This is a genomic window from Bordetella petrii (assembly GCF_020991325.1).
In the GTDB taxonomy this organism is placed as follows: Bacteria; Pseudomonadota; Gammaproteobacteria; order Burkholderiales; family Burkholderiaceae_B; genus Bordetella_A; species Bordetella_A petrii_E.
The window spans coordinates 1-13,966 of the sequence record NZ_JAJMLX010000107.1; the positions used below are offsets into that span (position 1 = coordinate 1).

General features: G+C 66.3%; 12 protein-coding genes, 1 tRNA gene and 2 pseudogenes. 13 read left to right on the forward strand and 2 right to left on the reverse strand.

Annotation, left to right across the window (positions count from 1 at the left end; translation table 11 throughout):
* From LPZ50_RS12510 to LPZ50_RS12555, 10 genes and pseudogenes are all read left to right on the forward strand, one after another.
* A pseudogene (locus LPZ50_RS12510) lies at positions 1-832 on the forward strand (MmgE/PrpD family protein); the annotation flags it as partial.
* A 10-nt stretch (positions 833-842) separates the two neighbouring features.
* A complete protein-coding gene (locus LPZ50_RS12515; protein WP_230661817.1) occupies positions 843-1,649 on the forward strand; it encodes an N-acyl homoserine lactonase family protein in 807 nt (268 codons plus the stop codon).
* Between the two features lie 42 nt (positions 1,650-1,691).
* Positions 1,692-3,092 (forward strand): MmgE/PrpD family protein, encoded by a 1,401-nt coding sequence (locus LPZ50_RS12520; RefSeq protein WP_230661818.1) that lies wholly within the window; start codon positions 1,692-1,694, stop codon positions 3,090-3,092.
* Positions 3,093-3,135: 43 nt separating this feature from the next.
* Positions 3,136-4,488 carry an MmgE/PrpD family protein gene (locus LPZ50_RS12525; RefSeq protein WP_230661819.1) on the forward strand — a complete coding sequence of 451 codons (1,353 nt, stop codon included), beginning with the start codon at positions 3,136-3,138 and terminating at the stop codon, positions 4,486-4,488.
* Between the two features lie 10 nt (positions 4,489-4,498).
* Complete coding sequence (locus LPZ50_RS12530) at positions 4,499-5,320, forward strand: N-acyl homoserine lactonase family protein (RefSeq protein ID WP_419195592.1); 822 nt, start codon at positions 4,499-4,501, stop codon at positions 5,318-5,320.
* Positions 5,321-5,540: 220 nt separating this feature from the next.
* Entirely contained in the window at positions 5,541-6,539 is a 999-nt protein-coding gene (locus LPZ50_RS12535; protein ID WP_230661821.1) for a Bug family tripartite tricarboxylate transporter substrate binding protein, read from the forward strand.
* Between the two features lie 16 nt (positions 6,540-6,555).
* On the forward strand, positions 6,556-8,586 hold the full coding sequence (locus tag LPZ50_RS12540; protein WP_230661822.1) for an NAD(P)/FAD-dependent oxidoreductase: 2,031 nt from the start codon (positions 6,556-6,558) through the stop codon (positions 8,584-8,586).
* On the forward strand, positions 8,583-9,554 hold the full coding sequence (locus LPZ50_RS12545; protein WP_230661823.1) for a Bug family tripartite tricarboxylate transporter substrate binding protein: 972 nt from the start codon (positions 8,583-8,585) through the stop codon (positions 9,552-9,554). The genes LPZ50_RS12540 and LPZ50_RS12545 overlap by 4 nt, the downstream gene beginning before the upstream one ends.
* Before the next feature lie 33 nt (positions 9,555-9,587).
* Positions 9,588-10,463 (forward strand): isocitrate lyase/PEP mutase family protein, encoded by an 876-nt coding sequence (locus tag LPZ50_RS12550; RefSeq protein ID WP_230661824.1) that lies wholly within the window; start codon positions 9,588-9,590, stop codon positions 10,461-10,463.
* 72 nt (positions 10,464-10,535) lie between these two features.
* Positions 10,536-10,611 (forward strand) — tRNA-Thr (locus tag LPZ50_RS12555).
* On the opposite strand, the gene LPZ50_RS12560 is transcribed toward LPZ50_RS12555, so the two are convergent.
* Positions 10,600-10,926, reverse strand: a complete 327-nt coding sequence (locus LPZ50_RS12560) for a DUF2007 domain-containing protein (RefSeq protein ID WP_230661825.1) — start codon at positions 10,924-10,926, stop codon at positions 10,600-10,602. The two genes, LPZ50_RS12555 and LPZ50_RS12560, sit on opposite strands and share 12 nt — an antisense overlap.
* A gap of 70 nt (positions 10,927-10,996) precedes the next feature.
* Positions 10,997-11,914: a DMT family transporter gene (locus tag LPZ50_RS12565; RefSeq protein ID WP_230661826.1), complete on the reverse strand. Its 918-nt coding sequence runs from the start codon at positions 11,912-11,914 to the stop codon at positions 10,997-10,999.
* A 176-nt stretch (positions 11,915-12,090) separates the two neighbouring features.
* Between LPZ50_RS12565 and LPZ50_RS12570 the strand changes: the two genes are divergently transcribed.
* The 3 genes and pseudogenes from LPZ50_RS12570 to LPZ50_RS12580 form a co-directional block, all read left to right on the forward strand.
* Positions 12,091-12,993 (forward strand): AraC family transcriptional regulator, encoded by a 903-nt coding sequence (locus tag LPZ50_RS12570; protein ID WP_230661827.1) that lies wholly within the window; start codon positions 12,091-12,093, stop codon positions 12,991-12,993.
* Positions 12,994-13,087: 94 nt separating this feature from the next.
* Complete coding sequence (locus tag LPZ50_RS12575) at positions 13,088-13,465, forward strand: YkvA family protein (RefSeq protein WP_230661828.1); 378 nt, start codon at positions 13,088-13,090, stop codon at positions 13,463-13,465.
* Between the two features lie 39 nt (positions 13,466-13,504).
* Positions 13,505-13,966: pseudogene (locus LPZ50_RS12580) on the forward strand (DUF2868 domain-containing protein); the annotation flags it as partial.

A 13,966-nucleotide genomic window follows, 5' to 3' on the forward strand; every position in this document is an offset into this window, starting at 1 on the left:
CGAACGGGCCGCGCACGCCATCGCCATCGCCTGCAGCCACGGCGCCGGGCTGAAGGCAGCACTGAAGAACGCCGGCAGCCAGCCCCTGCAGGTGGGCCGTAGCAGCGAAGGCGGCCTGCTGTCGGCGCTGTACGCGGCCCAGGGGGCCGACGGGGCGGCCGAGGTGATCGAGCAGGGTTTCTTCAAGGCGTTTTCCGACGGCGCGCGCGGCGACGCCGTCACGCGCGGGCTGGGCCGGCAGTGGGGCATCGGGCAGACCTACCTGAAGATGCATGGAGGATGCCGCGGCAACCACGCACCGGTGGACACGGCGGCGGCCCTGGGGCGCGCATACGGTTGCGGGCCGGAAAACATTGCGTCCATGGACGTGCGGGTGGATACCGTGACGCTGGCCGCCGAGGTGGCCGAGCCGGCCAACGCCGACCAGGCCAAGTTCTCTATCGCGTTCTCCATCGCGGTAAGGCTGCTAAAGGGTGACGCCATGCCGGCGCGCTACACCGATGCCATGCTGGCCGACCCCGAGGTACGCGCGTTGATGGCGCGTATCCGGGTAAGCGCCGACGCCGCGCTGGACGAAGGCTACCCCAGCCGGCGCGGCGCCGCGATCCAGGTGCGCACCACTGGCGGGCAGAACCTGGAATACGCCCTGGACCGCGCGCTGGGCGAACCCGAGCAGCCCTATGCCCAGGCCGACATCGAACGCAAGTTCGACCTGACCGCCGGCCTGCTGTACGGCACCCGCGCGGGCCGGATCAAGGAACTGGCGCTGGCGCTGCCGGCGCTGCCGAACGTGAATGCCCTGAACGACCTGCTGCAAGCCAACCCCCACTGATGAAAACTAGATGAGCCATTCGACACTGCCCCACTACGAGGCCTACGCCATCCGTTACGCCACGCGCGATGCCAGGCGCGCCAATCATTTCATCGGCGGCGATCCGCACGATGCGGCCATGCCCATGGACTACTACGTGTGGCTGGTGCGCGGCCAGGGCCGGGAATTCGTGGTCGATACGGGGTTCGGCGCCGAGATGGCGCAAAAGCGCGGGCGCACGCTGCTGCGCCATCCCGCTGAAGGCCTGGCCCTGCTGGACGTGGACGTGGCCAAGGTCCAGGACGTGATCATCACCCACCTGCATTACGACCATGTCGGCACGTTCGACAGTTTTCCTGCCGCGCGCTTTCACCTGCAGGACGATGAAATGTCCTACGCCACCGGGCGTCACATGTGCTACCGGCAGTTCAATCACGGCTACGAAGTCGACGAGGTGGTGGGCATGGTGCGCCTGGTCTACAAGGACCGGGTGCGTTTCCACAAAGGCAGCGCCGACCTGGCTCCCGGCCTGAGTATCCACCGGATCGGCGGGCACACGCATGGCCTGCAGTGCGTGCGCGTGCACACCAAGCGGGGCTGGATCGTGCTGGCGTCCGATTGCAGCCACTACTACGAGCACTTCGAGAAGAAGCGCGCCTTCACCACGGTATTCCACGTGGGTGAACTGATCGACGGATACAACAAGCTGGACATGCTGGCGGACAGCCCAAGGCACATCGTGCCAGGGCACGACCCCCTGGTAATGCAACGTTACCCCGCGGCCTCCGGCAAGCTCGAGGGCGTTGCCGTGCGCCTGGATGAAGAACCCGACTATTGATGCATTCCCCAACCCGCCCCTTGAATCGACAGAGACAACGCGATGAGTAGTTCACAACCGCCGCTGCTGGAGCACGCCACCCGCGACCTGGCCCGCTTCGCGGCGCAGTTCCGCTATGAAGACATTCCCGCCGAGGCCGTGGAGCGCATGAAGACCAGCCTGCTCGACAGCATCGGCTGCTGCCTGTACGGCGCCACCTTGCCATGGACGCAGCGCGTGCAGGCCATGGCCGAGGCCGAGCAGGCGGCGCCGGTGGCCAGCCTGTGGGGCAGCGGCCGCAAGACCTCGATCGCCAACGCCGCGATGGTCAACGGCACGGCGGGCCACGCCTTCGAGCTGGACGACATCCATAAAGAGTCCATCGTGCACGCTGGCTCGATCGCCCTGCCCGTGGCGCTGGCCTATGCCGAGCGCGACGGCAACTGGAGCGGACGCAAGCTGGTCACCGCCTTGGTGGCCGGCTATGAGGTCGGCACCCGCGTGGGCAACGCCGCCACCATGAGCCTGTTCTACCGCGGCTTTCATCCGCAGGGCACGTCCGGCGTGTTCGTGGCGGCGGCGGCGGCGGGCAAGGCGCTCAAGCTCGACGCGAACCGCATGCAGCATGCGCTGGGCATCGCGGGCTCGCAGGCGGGCGGCCTGATGGCCGCCCAGGAGGGCGCCATGGTCAAGCGCTTCCACGCCGGCCGCGCGGCGCAAGGCGGTGTGTACTCGGCGGAACTTGCCAGCCGCGACTTTACCGGTATCGTCGATGTGCTGGAGGCGAGCTACGGCGGGTATCTTTCCTCGTATGCCGACACACCCAATGCCTCACGCCTGACCGACGGCCTGGGCAAGGCCTGGGAAACCGCCAAGGTCGGCTACAAACCGCACGCCAGCGTCACCAGCATCCACGCCGCGCTCGACGCACTGACGCACATCATGCAGTCCCACGGGTTGAAGGCCGCCGACATCGCCTCGATCCGCGCCGGCGTCAGCCACATGACCTACGTGCACTGCGCCTGGGAATACAAGGCGCAGGGAGTGACGGCCGCGCAGATGAACCTGTACTACGGCCTGGCCGTGATCGCGCACGACGGCGTCGCCTTCGTCGACCAGTACGACGAGAAACGCCTGGCCGATCCGGCGCTTCTCGACCTGATCAAGCGCACACGGGCCTACGAAGACGCGGAGATCGAGGCCATGGGCCCGCCGTTCCGCCACGCCGCCACGGTCACGGTACAGACCCGCGATGGCCGCGAATTCACCCACCGCATTCTGAACCGGCGCGGCAGCCCCGAGAATCCGATCTCGGCCGATGACGTGGAATACAAGTTCCGCAACGTGGCTCGTTCCTGCCTGCCGGCCGACAGGCTCGACCGCCTGGTCGAACTGTCCCGGCGCCTGGACACCCTGTCCAGCCTGGACGAACTGATCTCCATCGTCAGCGCCGCCCGCGCCTGATCTTCTTTCACATCACCGGTTTTCCAACTTACACGACACGACCATGGCACAGACTATCGCTGAACAACTCGCCACCCACTTCGCCAAGTTCGACTACGAGACCTTGACACCAGCCACCCGCAAGGCCGTCAAGCGCCTGTTGCTGGACTACCTGGGTGTGGGCGTGGCCGGCAGCCAAACCGGCAGCGGCAAGGTCGCACGCGAATTCGCCACGGTTACCGGCGGCCTTGAGCAGGCCACCCTGATCGGCGACGGCCGGCGCGTGCCGGCCATGCAGGCGGCGCTGGCCAATGCCATTTCGTCCCATAGCGTCGAACTGGACGATATCGATGTGCTGGCGCTGTTCCACTTCAGTCCTCCCATCTATTCGGCGGCACTGGCCACGGCCGAGCAGGAAGGCAAGGATGGCCGCGCCCTGCTGGCCGCGCTGGCGGCTGGCTGCGAAATGATGGAACGCCTGAGCAGGGCGGCCAATAATTCCCTGCGCAACCGGGCGTACCACACCACGCCCACCTGCGGCATCTTCGGCGCCGCCATCGCTTCCAGCCTGCTGCTGGGCAACACGGAAGCACAGATCGTGTCGTCGCTGGGCCTGGCCGGCGCGCAGTCGGGCGGCCTGATGGAAATGTACGGCCCGTCGATGCAGAAACGGTTCAACCCCGGCCCCGCGTCGCGCAGCGGCGTTACCGCCGCCGTCATGGCCAAGCTGGGTTTCACTGGCGCGGCCACTATTTTCGAGGGCGAGCGCGGCTGGCTGAAGGCCTTCACCGACTCGAATGACCCATCCCAGCTGACGCGGGGCCTGGACCAGCCCTACGAGCTGGACATCGAATTCAAACCCTATTCTTGCGCCCGCCCGATCCATAACGCCATCGACTGCGCGCTGGATATCCGCAAGAAGTATGCGCCCGACCTCGACCGCATCAAGCGCATAACCATGGCGCGCCACCCCGACTGGGCGCTGTACCACCAGAATGCCCGGCCCCAGACCTACCACGAAGCGCAGGTAAGCCTGCCGTACTCGGTGGCCGTGGCCTTCACCGACGGCCAGGCACTGTTCCCGCAATACAACGATGCGCGCCTGCAGGAACCCATGCTGGCCAGGTTGTCGGAAATGCTCCAGATCACAGTGGACGACACCCTGCCGCGCGGCGTGTCGTGCAAGCTCGCCGTGGAAATGGATGACGGCACCAAGTACGTATCGCAGGTGGACTATCCCAAGGGGTCGATCCAGAACTCCATGTCCGACGACGAACTGCGCGCCAAGTTCGACAGCCTGACGATTCCGGTAATAGGTTCGGCGCGCTCGGCCGAGGCGGCCGCAATGGTGGCGGATATCGAGCAGTGCAAGGACATCGGCCTGCTGATGCGCCTGCTGGCGCCGTCGGGCAACTGACATGGCTGACATGGCCGCGATCCAGAGGGCCGGCGAGCTGCCCACGTACGAGGTGTACGCGCTGAAGTACGCGACGCGGCCGGCCCGGCGTTCCGCCAATTTCGTGGGGGGAGACCCTCACGACGGGCCGATGCCGATGGATTACTACGTGTGGGTCGTGCGCAATCGAGACCGCCTGGTCCTGGTGGACACCGGCTTCTTCCAGGACATGGCCGACAAGCGCCGTCGCACCCTGTTGCGCACGCCGGTCCAGGCCCTGGCGCTGGCCGGCATCCAGGCGGCCGACGTGCGCGACATCATCATCACCCACATGCACAACGACCATGTCGGCACCTTCGATGCCTGGCCCAATGCGCGTTTCCACCTGCAGGATGCCGAAATGGACTACGCCACTGGCCGGGACATGGCTTGCGAGATACACAGCCGGGCATATGAACCCGACCACGTGGCGGGGCTGATCCGGCTGGTGTACGGCGGCCGTGTCGCATTTCACGATGGCGACGGCGACATTGCCCCCGGCATCAGCGTGCACCGCGTGGGCGGCCACACGGCGGGAATGCAGGTGGTGCGGGTGCACACGGCGCGCGGTTGGGTGGTTTTGGCGTCTGACGCCAGCCATTTCTACGAACATATCCAGACGCGCCGCAGCTTCACGCTGGTGTTCCACGTGGGCGATCTGTTCCAGGGCTACGCGCGCATCGAGGCGCTGGCGCAATCGCCCGACCACGTCATACCCGGCCATGATCCGCTGGTGATGCACAGGTATCCGCCCGCGAGCCGGGAACTGGACGGGATCGTGGCCAGGCTGGATGTGCCGCCGATACAGCAATAGCCGCCGCCAGCAAGCGGGCGATCAACGATAAGGGGCAGGAGGCATGCAATAGATGGGAAAGTTGGCCGGGGCGGCCGGCCAGGATGCCCAGGCGCCGGGCCCGGACAAGGCCCCCGGGGAGCCGAGGCGGTTGAAGACCAATTACACATCAACGGAGACTGATCATCGAGGTTAGCCCGGGCAAGTCCCCGCGAACCGAAGAGGGTCATACAGACAAACCATGTTCACCAAGAATTCCGGAATCTCGCGCCGCGGCATGCTGGGCGCGCTGCTCATCTCTGCACTGGCGGCTGCAGCGGCGCCGGCCGCCGCGGCCGACAACTATCCGTCCAGGCCCGTCACCATGGTGGTGGGTTTCCCGCCGGGCGGCTCGAACGACATCGTGGCCCGCATCATCGCGCCCAAGCTGGGCGAAGTCCTGGGCGTGTCGGTGGTGGTGGAAAACAGGCCTGGCGCCAACGCCACGATCGGCACCGAGTACGTGGCGCGCGCCAAACCCGATGGCTACACCATCACCCTGGGCAGCGTAAGCCCGCTGCTGCTCAGCTATTACGCTTATCCCAACCTGCCGTATGACCCCTACAAGGACCTGTCAGGCATCACCACGGTGGCGTCCACGCCGGAACTGCTGGCGATCAATCCTGGCGTGCCCGCCAAGAACCTGGCCGAACTGGTGGCGCTGTCGAAGAAGCAGGACATCACGCTGGCGTCGGCCGGCAGCGGCGGCTTGCCGCACCTGGCGATCGAGCTGTTCAAGGCGGCATCGCAGGGCCGCGTCGTGCACGTGCCGTACAAGGGTGCCGGGCCGGCCATGGTGGATGCCGCGGGCGGCCATGTCACGGGCACCATCGTCGACCTGCCGGCGCTGCACAAGCTGGTAACGGCCGGACGGCTGCGTCCCATAGCAGTCACCGACACGAAGCGCTCGTCCATCATGCCCGAGGTGCCGACCACGGTCGAGAACGGCCTGCCATCGGTGATCGCGTTCAACTGGTTCGCCGTGATGGGCCCCAAGGACATGCCCATGGACATCCGCAAGGCCCTGCACGACGCACTGGTCAAGACAATGAACGACCCGGACACCAAGGACAAACTCGAGAAGCTGGGCATCGGGCCGTTCACACAGGAATCCCCCACGGCGTTCGACGCGTTCATGAAGGAAGAGGGCGAACGCTGGGGCAAGCTGATCAAAGATGCCGGCGTTAAATCGAATGGCTGATCCAGGGGCGACGGACATGTTGCTGGCACAACCGGGACAGGTGGGCCGCCTGCGCCTGAAGAACCGTGTCGTGATGGCGCCCATGGGCACCAACTACAGCACGACCGACGGGTTGTCGACGGAGCGCGACAGGCGCTACTACGAGGAACGGGCCAAGGGCGGCGTCGGCATGATCATGACCGAGGCCATGGTGGTAACCGAACACGCCCGTCCGCACCAGAACTCGCTGTGCTGTTATCACGACCGGTTCATTCCGGGCCTGGCCAGTATCGTCGAAACTATCAAGAAACACGACTGCCACGTGTTCGGCCAACTGAACCACCGCGGCGGGCTGCTGCGCCGCTCGGTGCTGAACATGGAGCCTGTCGGGCCGTCGCCGTGGGTCAACCCGAACACGGGCGACAAGGTGCGGTCGCTGGCGGTGGACGAGATCGTCGACATCCAGAAGCAGTTCGTGGCCAGCGCGCGCCGCCTGTGGCTGGCGGGCTACGACGGCGTCGAGATCCACGCGGCCAACGGCTACCTGTTCCAGCAGTTCTTCAGTCCGCGCGTGAACCAGCGCACCGACGCCTACGGCGGTTCGCTGGAAAACCGCATGCGGCTATTGCTGGAAACGATCGACCGCCTGCGCGACGCGCTGCCCGACCTGTGCCTGGTGGTGCGGTTGTCGGCCAGCGAATTCGCCACGGGCGGCTACAGCGGCGCCGACATCATCGCGCTGGCGCAGGCGGTGGAGCGCGCGGGGGTTGACGCCATTGATCTTTCCGGCGGCAGCAACGAAAGCCCGCAGCTGTCGAAGTTCTGCATCCAGCCGCCCTCGTTTCCACGCGGCTGCCTGGCCCCGCACGCCAGGCCGATCAAGCAACAGGTGGGTATCCCCGTGTTCGTGGCCGGCCGCATGGTCGAGCCGCAGGACGCCGAGGCCATGCTGGCATCGGGCAGCGCCGACTTCGTATCGATAGGCCGCGCGCTGTACGCCGATCCCCACTGGTGCGACAAGGCGTTCGGCAAGATCCGGGCGCCGATCCGCCAGTGCATCGCGTGCAATGTCTGCTTCGAGCGCCTGACACTGGAGAAAGACGTTTCCTGTGTGCAGAACCCGATGATAGGCACCGAGTTCGAAGCCCTGGAGTATGCCGAGCCGCAGCTGTTTCCCGCGCCGAAGGCAGGACGCCTGCGTGTGCTGGTGCTGGGCGCGGGCGTGGCGGGCATCGAGGCCGCACGCGTACTGAAAGGCCGCGGCCATGACGTCGCCGTGTGGGAAAAGCGCGCGCAACCCGGCGGCCAGATGCCGCTGGCGGTGGCCTCGCCCGACAAAAGCGAGGTCGAGCCGGTCTGGAGCTATCGCTGGAAAACCGTGCAGGCGCTGGGCGTGCCGGTGTGCCTGGGCGTACACGCCGACAGCACGCGGATCCGCGCATTCGCGCCGGACCACATCGTGGTCGCCACGGGCTCGCGCCCCGCCAGGCCGCCCCTGGACCTGGCGGCGCTGAGCCCGGACGTGCGCGTGTTGCACGCCTGGGAAGTGCTGGCCGACCTTGATGATGTCCGGCCCGGGCTGCGGGTCACCATCGTGGGCGGCGGCATGGTGGGCGCGGAAACCGCGGACGCGCTGCGGGTACGGGGCGCGCGCATCACCGTACTGGACCGCCTGCCCATCATTGCCACGGGCATGGCGCGCAACAACCGGTATGAATTGGTCGAACGCCTGGCGGCCGACGGCGTCGACATGATCACCCAGTGCCGCATCCTGGGGGTGCAGGCAGGCCAGATCGAGATCCAATGCGGCGACTCGCCGGCCCAAAGCCTGCCCATCGGTGACTGGCTGGTCTTTGCCACCGGCCCCAGGCCCGAACTGGACGTCCTGGACGAAATCAAGGCCAGCGGCGTCCCGTACACACGCATTGGCGACTGCAACGCCCCCGGCGACTTCCTGGCCGCCATCCGCGATGGCTGGATGGCGGCATTGTCGATGGACCACATTACCCAGAACGATGGGCAAGGCACGCGCCTTAGCCCATCCCCACACAAGGAGACAAGCTCATGAAGAAGATATTCCCGGCGCTATGCGCCGGCCTGCTGGCCGCGGCCACGCTGTCGCCGGCGGCCCGGGCGGCCGACAAGTATCCCAGCCGGCCGATCCGCGTGGTGATCATGTTCCCGGCGGGAGGCAGCGCCGATATCGTCAGCCGCATCGTCACCCAGAAAGTGAGTGACATGTCGGGCTTCAACTTCGTGGTAGAAAACCGCCCGGGCGCGGGCGGCAACCTGGCCCTGGATGCCGTGGCCACCGCGCCTGCCGACGGCTACACGGTGGTTTTCGCCACGCCAGGCATCGCCATCAACCCCAGCCTGTACGCCAAGGTTCCCTACAAGCTCGCGGATTTCAAGGCGATTTCACTGGTGGGCGAGGCTCCCCTGGTGCTGCTGGCACGGCCGTCGCTGGGCGCGAAATCAATCGACGACCTGGTACAGATGAGCAAGAAGGCGCCGGATGCCATCCGTTTCGGCAGTTCGGGCAATGGCAGCTCTTCCCATCTGGCCGCCGAAGTACTGCGCACCATGACCGATCTGCAGTACCTGCACGTGCCCTACAAGGGCGGCGGCCCCGCCATGACCGACGTAGTGGGCGGCCAGACCGACATCACCATGCAGCCCATCGCCGAAAGCCTGCCCTTCATCCGCGACCAGCGCTTGCAGGCCATGGGCCAGACGGGCCGCGTGCGTTCGCCCATCGCCCCGGACATTCCCACCATCGAAGAGGGCGGCGTGCCGGGCTATGCATCCACGACCTGGTATATGCTGGCCGCGCCGGCCAAAGTGCCCCGGGAAGTGGTCGACACACTGGCCGAGAAGTTTTCCGAGGCCTTGAGTCAACCGGATCTGCGCGAAAAGCTGCAGAATATCGGCATCACGACGATCAACGGCGGCCCCGGACAGGCCGGCGAATTCCTGGCGAGCGAGGCCGCCCGCTGGGAAAAACTGATCACCGCCGCCAAGATCCGGCTTGAATAGCGGCGCACCGAAGTATTCGACGAAGGAAATCCGATGAGTCAATCGACGAAGCAAGTCCTGCGTGAAAAAGTGGCTCGCCGCGACGGCCTGATCGTGGCCGGGGCATTCAACGCCATGAGCGCCAAGATAGTCGCTGACCAGGGATTCGAAGCGGTATACCTGACCGGCGCCGGGCTGACCAATATGCACTACGGCGCGCCAGACCTTGGCATCATCGGCCTGCGCGACGTAGCCGACGCCACCCTGCGTATCCGCGAGGCGGTGGAAGGCTTGCCGCTGATCGTCGACATCGACACCGGATTCGGCAACGCGGTCAACGCCTGGCACACCGTGCGCGCCCTGGAACGCGCCGGCGCCGATGCCGTCCAGATCGAGGACCAGGTTTTCCCTAAACGTTGCGGCCATTTTGCCGGCAAGGCGGTGGCCCCCTTGCCGGAAATGCTCGACAAGATCCGCGCGGCCACCGATGCGCGCAAGGATGCGGATTTCCAGATCATCGCGCGCACGGATGCCCGGGCGGTCGAGGGCTTCGACGCGGCCATCGAGCGGGCACAGCAATTCGCCGAGGCGGGCGCCGACATCCTGTTTGTCGAGGCCATGACCAGCCTGGAGGAAATCCGCAAGATTCCCCAGTTGCTGAAGCAACCCTTGCTGATCAACATCGTGGTGGGCGGCAAGACACCCACGCTGGCCGCCCGGGAGCTGGGCGGCATGGGCTACAGCCTGGTGTTGTATGCCAACGCGGCGCTGCAGGGCGCGGTGCTGGGCATGCAGAATGCGCTGTCCACGCTCAAGCGCGATGGCAAACTGGACGAAGATCCCGCGCTGCTCGCACCCTTCAACGAGCGGCAGCGCCTGGTGGACAAGCCTTTGTACGACGAGCTGGAAAAACGCTACGCCGAACGGTAAGCAATCGGGCGCCGGTTTTTTATTTACAATGCACCCCCTTAGCCCGCCGCGCGCCAGCGTGGCGGCGCTTGCGCCGGTGTAGCTCAGTTGGTAGAGCAGCTCACTTGTAATGAGAAGGTCGAGGGTTCGATTCCTTTCACCGGCACCAATCAACCGGCCTGGCCTGGCCGCACTGCCAGCACACGGTGAACTGCGGTTCCAGCCATTCGCCGCAGGCTTCGCAATGCCAGTGCGACTGAAGCTGTTGCGTGCCTTGGGCAGGCCCGTCGATGAGACGCATGGCGGTGTCCCTGTCGCGTTCGTGTTCTATCCATAGATCCGGCCCGCATTGGTCGACGGGTATTTCGCCGGCCCCGCCCTGCAGGTACACGCCGGTCAGGCGGCAGGAAATGCCCGCCTGCCGCAGCAGGTTGGCCCAGTGCTGGCCCAGCATCAAATCGGGTGCGCGCGTCAGTCTGATCATCTGCTCCACCGCAAAGAAGAAGCGATGCTGCAGATCATAAACGTAGACGGATCGGGCCGCCCAGCCGGGCTTACTTCGCCGCAGTTGCGCTGGCGGGCTGCCGGGAGGTCGCCGCGCCGGCAACGCGTTGCGTGAAGACCAGCACGTTGCCCAGCATGACCAGGGCCAGCCCGGCCAGGGCCAGCCAGGTCCATTGGTAGCCTTCCGCCACGGTGGAAATGCTCAGGGCCACCACGGGAAACAATACGGTGCAGTAGGCGGCCCGCGCCGGCCCCATGCGGCCCACCAAGGTCAGATAGGCGGTAAACGCAACAATGGACCCGGCAAATACCAGGTACAGCAGCGCGCCCACGTAGCTGGGCGAGGAATCGAACCCGAACGGCTGGCCTGTAAGCAGGCAGCCGGCCAGCAGCACCAGCGACCCATACAGCATGCTGTAGGCATTGCCCGTCCAGGGCCCGATGCCGGCGCGTTGCTGAGCCGACGACAGCATATTGCCGGTGGAAAAGCACAGCGTGCCCAGCAGCGCCAGGCCCAGCCCCAATAGGGTTTCGTGGCTGGCTTGCTGGCCGGCCACTTCGGGCCAGAATAGCAGGGTCAGCCCCGCCAGGCCGAAGGCGCCGCCCAGCATGACCCGTGCGGAAATACGCGTGCCGAACCAGATTCGCGCGTTCAGCACGTTCCACAGAGTGGACGCGGAAAACACCACCGACACCAGGCCGCTGGAAATCCATTGTGTGGCGCTGTAGAAGCACAGGAAGTTCAGGCAGAACAGGCACAGGCCCTGGCCCAGGCACAACAGATGGCCTCGGCGGTCCAGCTGCTGCAGGCGCCCCAGCAGCGCCAGGCCCGCCAGCATGACCAGCGCGGCCAACCCGAAGCGGTAGAAAATCGATACCGGGATGGCAACCACCCCCAGTTGCAGCTTGATGGCGATCCAGGTGGACCCCCAGATCAAGACAGTCAGCAGGTACAGGAAAGCGTTCACGATGGCGGCCCGTGCAATACACGCGCGCCGCGGCGCCAGGCGAGGACGCAACGGGCACGAGGGGAAGCCAGTGTAGAGGCCCGAAGGGCGCGCAGATTGCCGATTCTTGCGCTTTTCTTGGCGCGGAACACCCTGCATCGCGCGGAACCGGCTGGCTGGCGTACGATGGCTGGATCATGAGCAAGTTCGCTTCGGCGCCGGCCGATTTCGCCCTGTTCCATACGCTGCGGGACGCCAATGTCCAGCTGGACCGTGCCGTCTCGCTGGGCGAGGGGCTGGCCGTGGCCCAATGGAACCGCGACCAGCGCGCCGAACGCTCGCTGATGAACTACGACACGCCCGGACACCACACGCTATCGCTGTATCTGCAAGGCGGCGAAACGTGTTTTCGGCTAAGCCACCGCGACCGCCACGGCGGGGCGGGAAAATTCTGCGTGCTGCCCGACCAGCACCATTCGCGCTGGAGCATGAATGAAAACGTGCGCTTCCTGCACTTGTACATTGCCCCGCAGCGCCTGGCGCGCGAAGCCTTGATGCGGCTGGACCGCGAACCGCGCGACCTGGAATTGCGCGACCAGACCTATATCCAGGACCCGTCGCTGGCGCAAGTGTGCCAGGCCTTGCTGGAGGCCGACTGGAATGCGCCAGCGGCCAGGCTGGCCGCCAGCAGCGCCGCCGAAACCGCATTGCACCACCTGCTGGCGCAGAATACGGCGCGCGTCGCGCGGCCCGCCGCCCTGGGCGGGCTGGCGCCAGCCGTGCGGCGCCGGGTGCGCGACTATATCGATGCCCATCTCGACCAGCCCCTGACACTGGACGTGCTGGCCGGCGTGGCGGCACTGTCCACATATCATTTCGCGCGCATGTTCCATGCTTCGTTTGGCGAGCCCCCGCATGCCTGGGTATTGGGACGCCGCCTGGCCCAGGCGCGCAGACGCCTGGCGTCCACACGCGACGACCTGGCCGGCGTGGCCCGGGCCTGTGGTTTTGGCAATGCCAGCCACCTGAACCGGGCGTTCCACCAGGCCACGGGCATGACACCGGGTCAGTACCGGCTGGCCGTGCTGGGCCGGAATTAATGTGTCCCCAAAATTTCCGCATAGAACTCAAGCGGCGCAGGGGAGTCTAAAATAGCTGATCTCCCAGAGAACCGGGCAAGCTGCCCTGCCTACTATGCCTATTGCCAATCCGACCTACGAACAGGCCTATTCCGACCAGCGCTTCTGGCGCAAGGCAACGCGCCATGCGTCGTCGGTGGGCCGGCAGGCCCTGGAAAAGGCCCTGTGGCTGTACTACGCCGTGCAGAACCCGGCTACGCCCAAATGGGCGCGCCGGGTCATTTATGGCGCGCTGGGTTACTTCGTACTGCCGCTGGACGCCTTTCCCGACTTGGCGCCCGTGGTTGGCTATACCGACGATCTCAGCGTCATGACCGCCGCGCTGGCCACGGTGGCGTTCTATATCAACGACGACGTCAAACAGCAAGCCAGTACCAAGCTGAACAGCTGGTTTGGCGGGCGCGGCACGGCAACCCCCACGCGCGCAGGCTGAATGGCCTCCCGCAACGCCGGGGCCGCTTCCACATCGCCCATGCCCGACGGTGACCCGGCCGGCTGGGAAGCACACTGGCTGGCCGAGACCATCCGGCTGCGGGAAGAACATTGGGGGCCGCTGGAAGATGCCGACGCCGTGCGCACCGCGCGCGGCGCTCCCCACGACCTGGAAAGCCGCATTCTGCTGCGGGCGCGCCTGCTGGGCCGCCGCGACGGGCTGGACAGCCTGTTGGGGCGCTGGCGCCAGGGGGCCGTGTTCAGCCTGGTGATCCTGCTGCTGCTTGCGCTGGCGGCGGGTATCGGTTCAGCCGCGGGCGCGCTGGGCGATGGCGCCCGGCCGGTAAATGTACTGTGGGCCGTGGGCGCGCTGCTGGGCGTGCACGCGCTGACCTTCCTGCTGTGGCTGGCGTCGTTCCTGCTGCGCCCCGGGGGCACCACCGGGCTGGGCCGCCTGTGGCTATGGGCCACCCGCAAACTGGCGCGCGGCCCCGACGCGGCG

Bases quoted from the DNA above. Each gene is read 5' to 3' on its own strand.
- LPZ50_RS12515 (WP_230661817.1), top strand. From the start codon at position 843: ATGAGCCATTCGACACTGCCCCACTACGAGGCCTACGCCATCCGTTAC.
- LPZ50_RS12520 (WP_230661818.1), top strand. From the start codon at position 1,692: ATGAGTAGTTCACAACCGCCGCTGCTGGAGCACGCCACCCGCGACCTG.
- LPZ50_RS12525 (WP_230661819.1), top strand. From the start codon at position 3,136: ATGGCACAGACTATCGCTGAACAACTCGCCACCCACTTCGCCAAGTTC.
- LPZ50_RS12530 (WP_419195592.1), top strand. From the start codon at position 4,499: ATGGCCGCGATCCAGAGGGCCGGCGAGCTGCCCACGTACGAGGTGTAC.
- LPZ50_RS12535 (WP_230661821.1), top strand. From the start codon at position 5,541: ATGTTCACCAAGAATTCCGGAATCTCGCGCCGCGGCATGCTGGGCGCG.
- LPZ50_RS12540 (WP_230661822.1), top strand. From the start codon at position 6,556: ATGTTGCTGGCACAACCGGGACAGGTGGGCCGCCTGCGCCTGAAGAAC.
- LPZ50_RS12545 (WP_230661823.1), top strand. From the start codon at position 8,583: ATGAAGAAGATATTCCCGGCGCTATGCGCCGGCCTGCTGGCCGCGGCC.
- LPZ50_RS12550 (WP_230661824.1), top strand. From the start codon at position 9,588: ATGAGTCAATCGACGAAGCAAGTCCTGCGTGAAAAAGTGGCTCGCCGC.
- LPZ50_RS12560 (WP_230661825.1), bottom strand. From the start codon at position 10,926: ATGATCAGACTGACGCGCGCACCCGATTTGATGCTGGGCCAGCACTGG.
- LPZ50_RS12570 (WP_230661827.1), top strand. From the start codon at position 12,091: ATGAGCAAGTTCGCTTCGGCGCCGGCCGATTTCGCCCTGTTCCATACG.
- LPZ50_RS12575 (WP_230661828.1), top strand. From the start codon at position 13,088: ATGCCTATTGCCAATCCGACCTACGAACAGGCCTATTCCGACCAGCGC.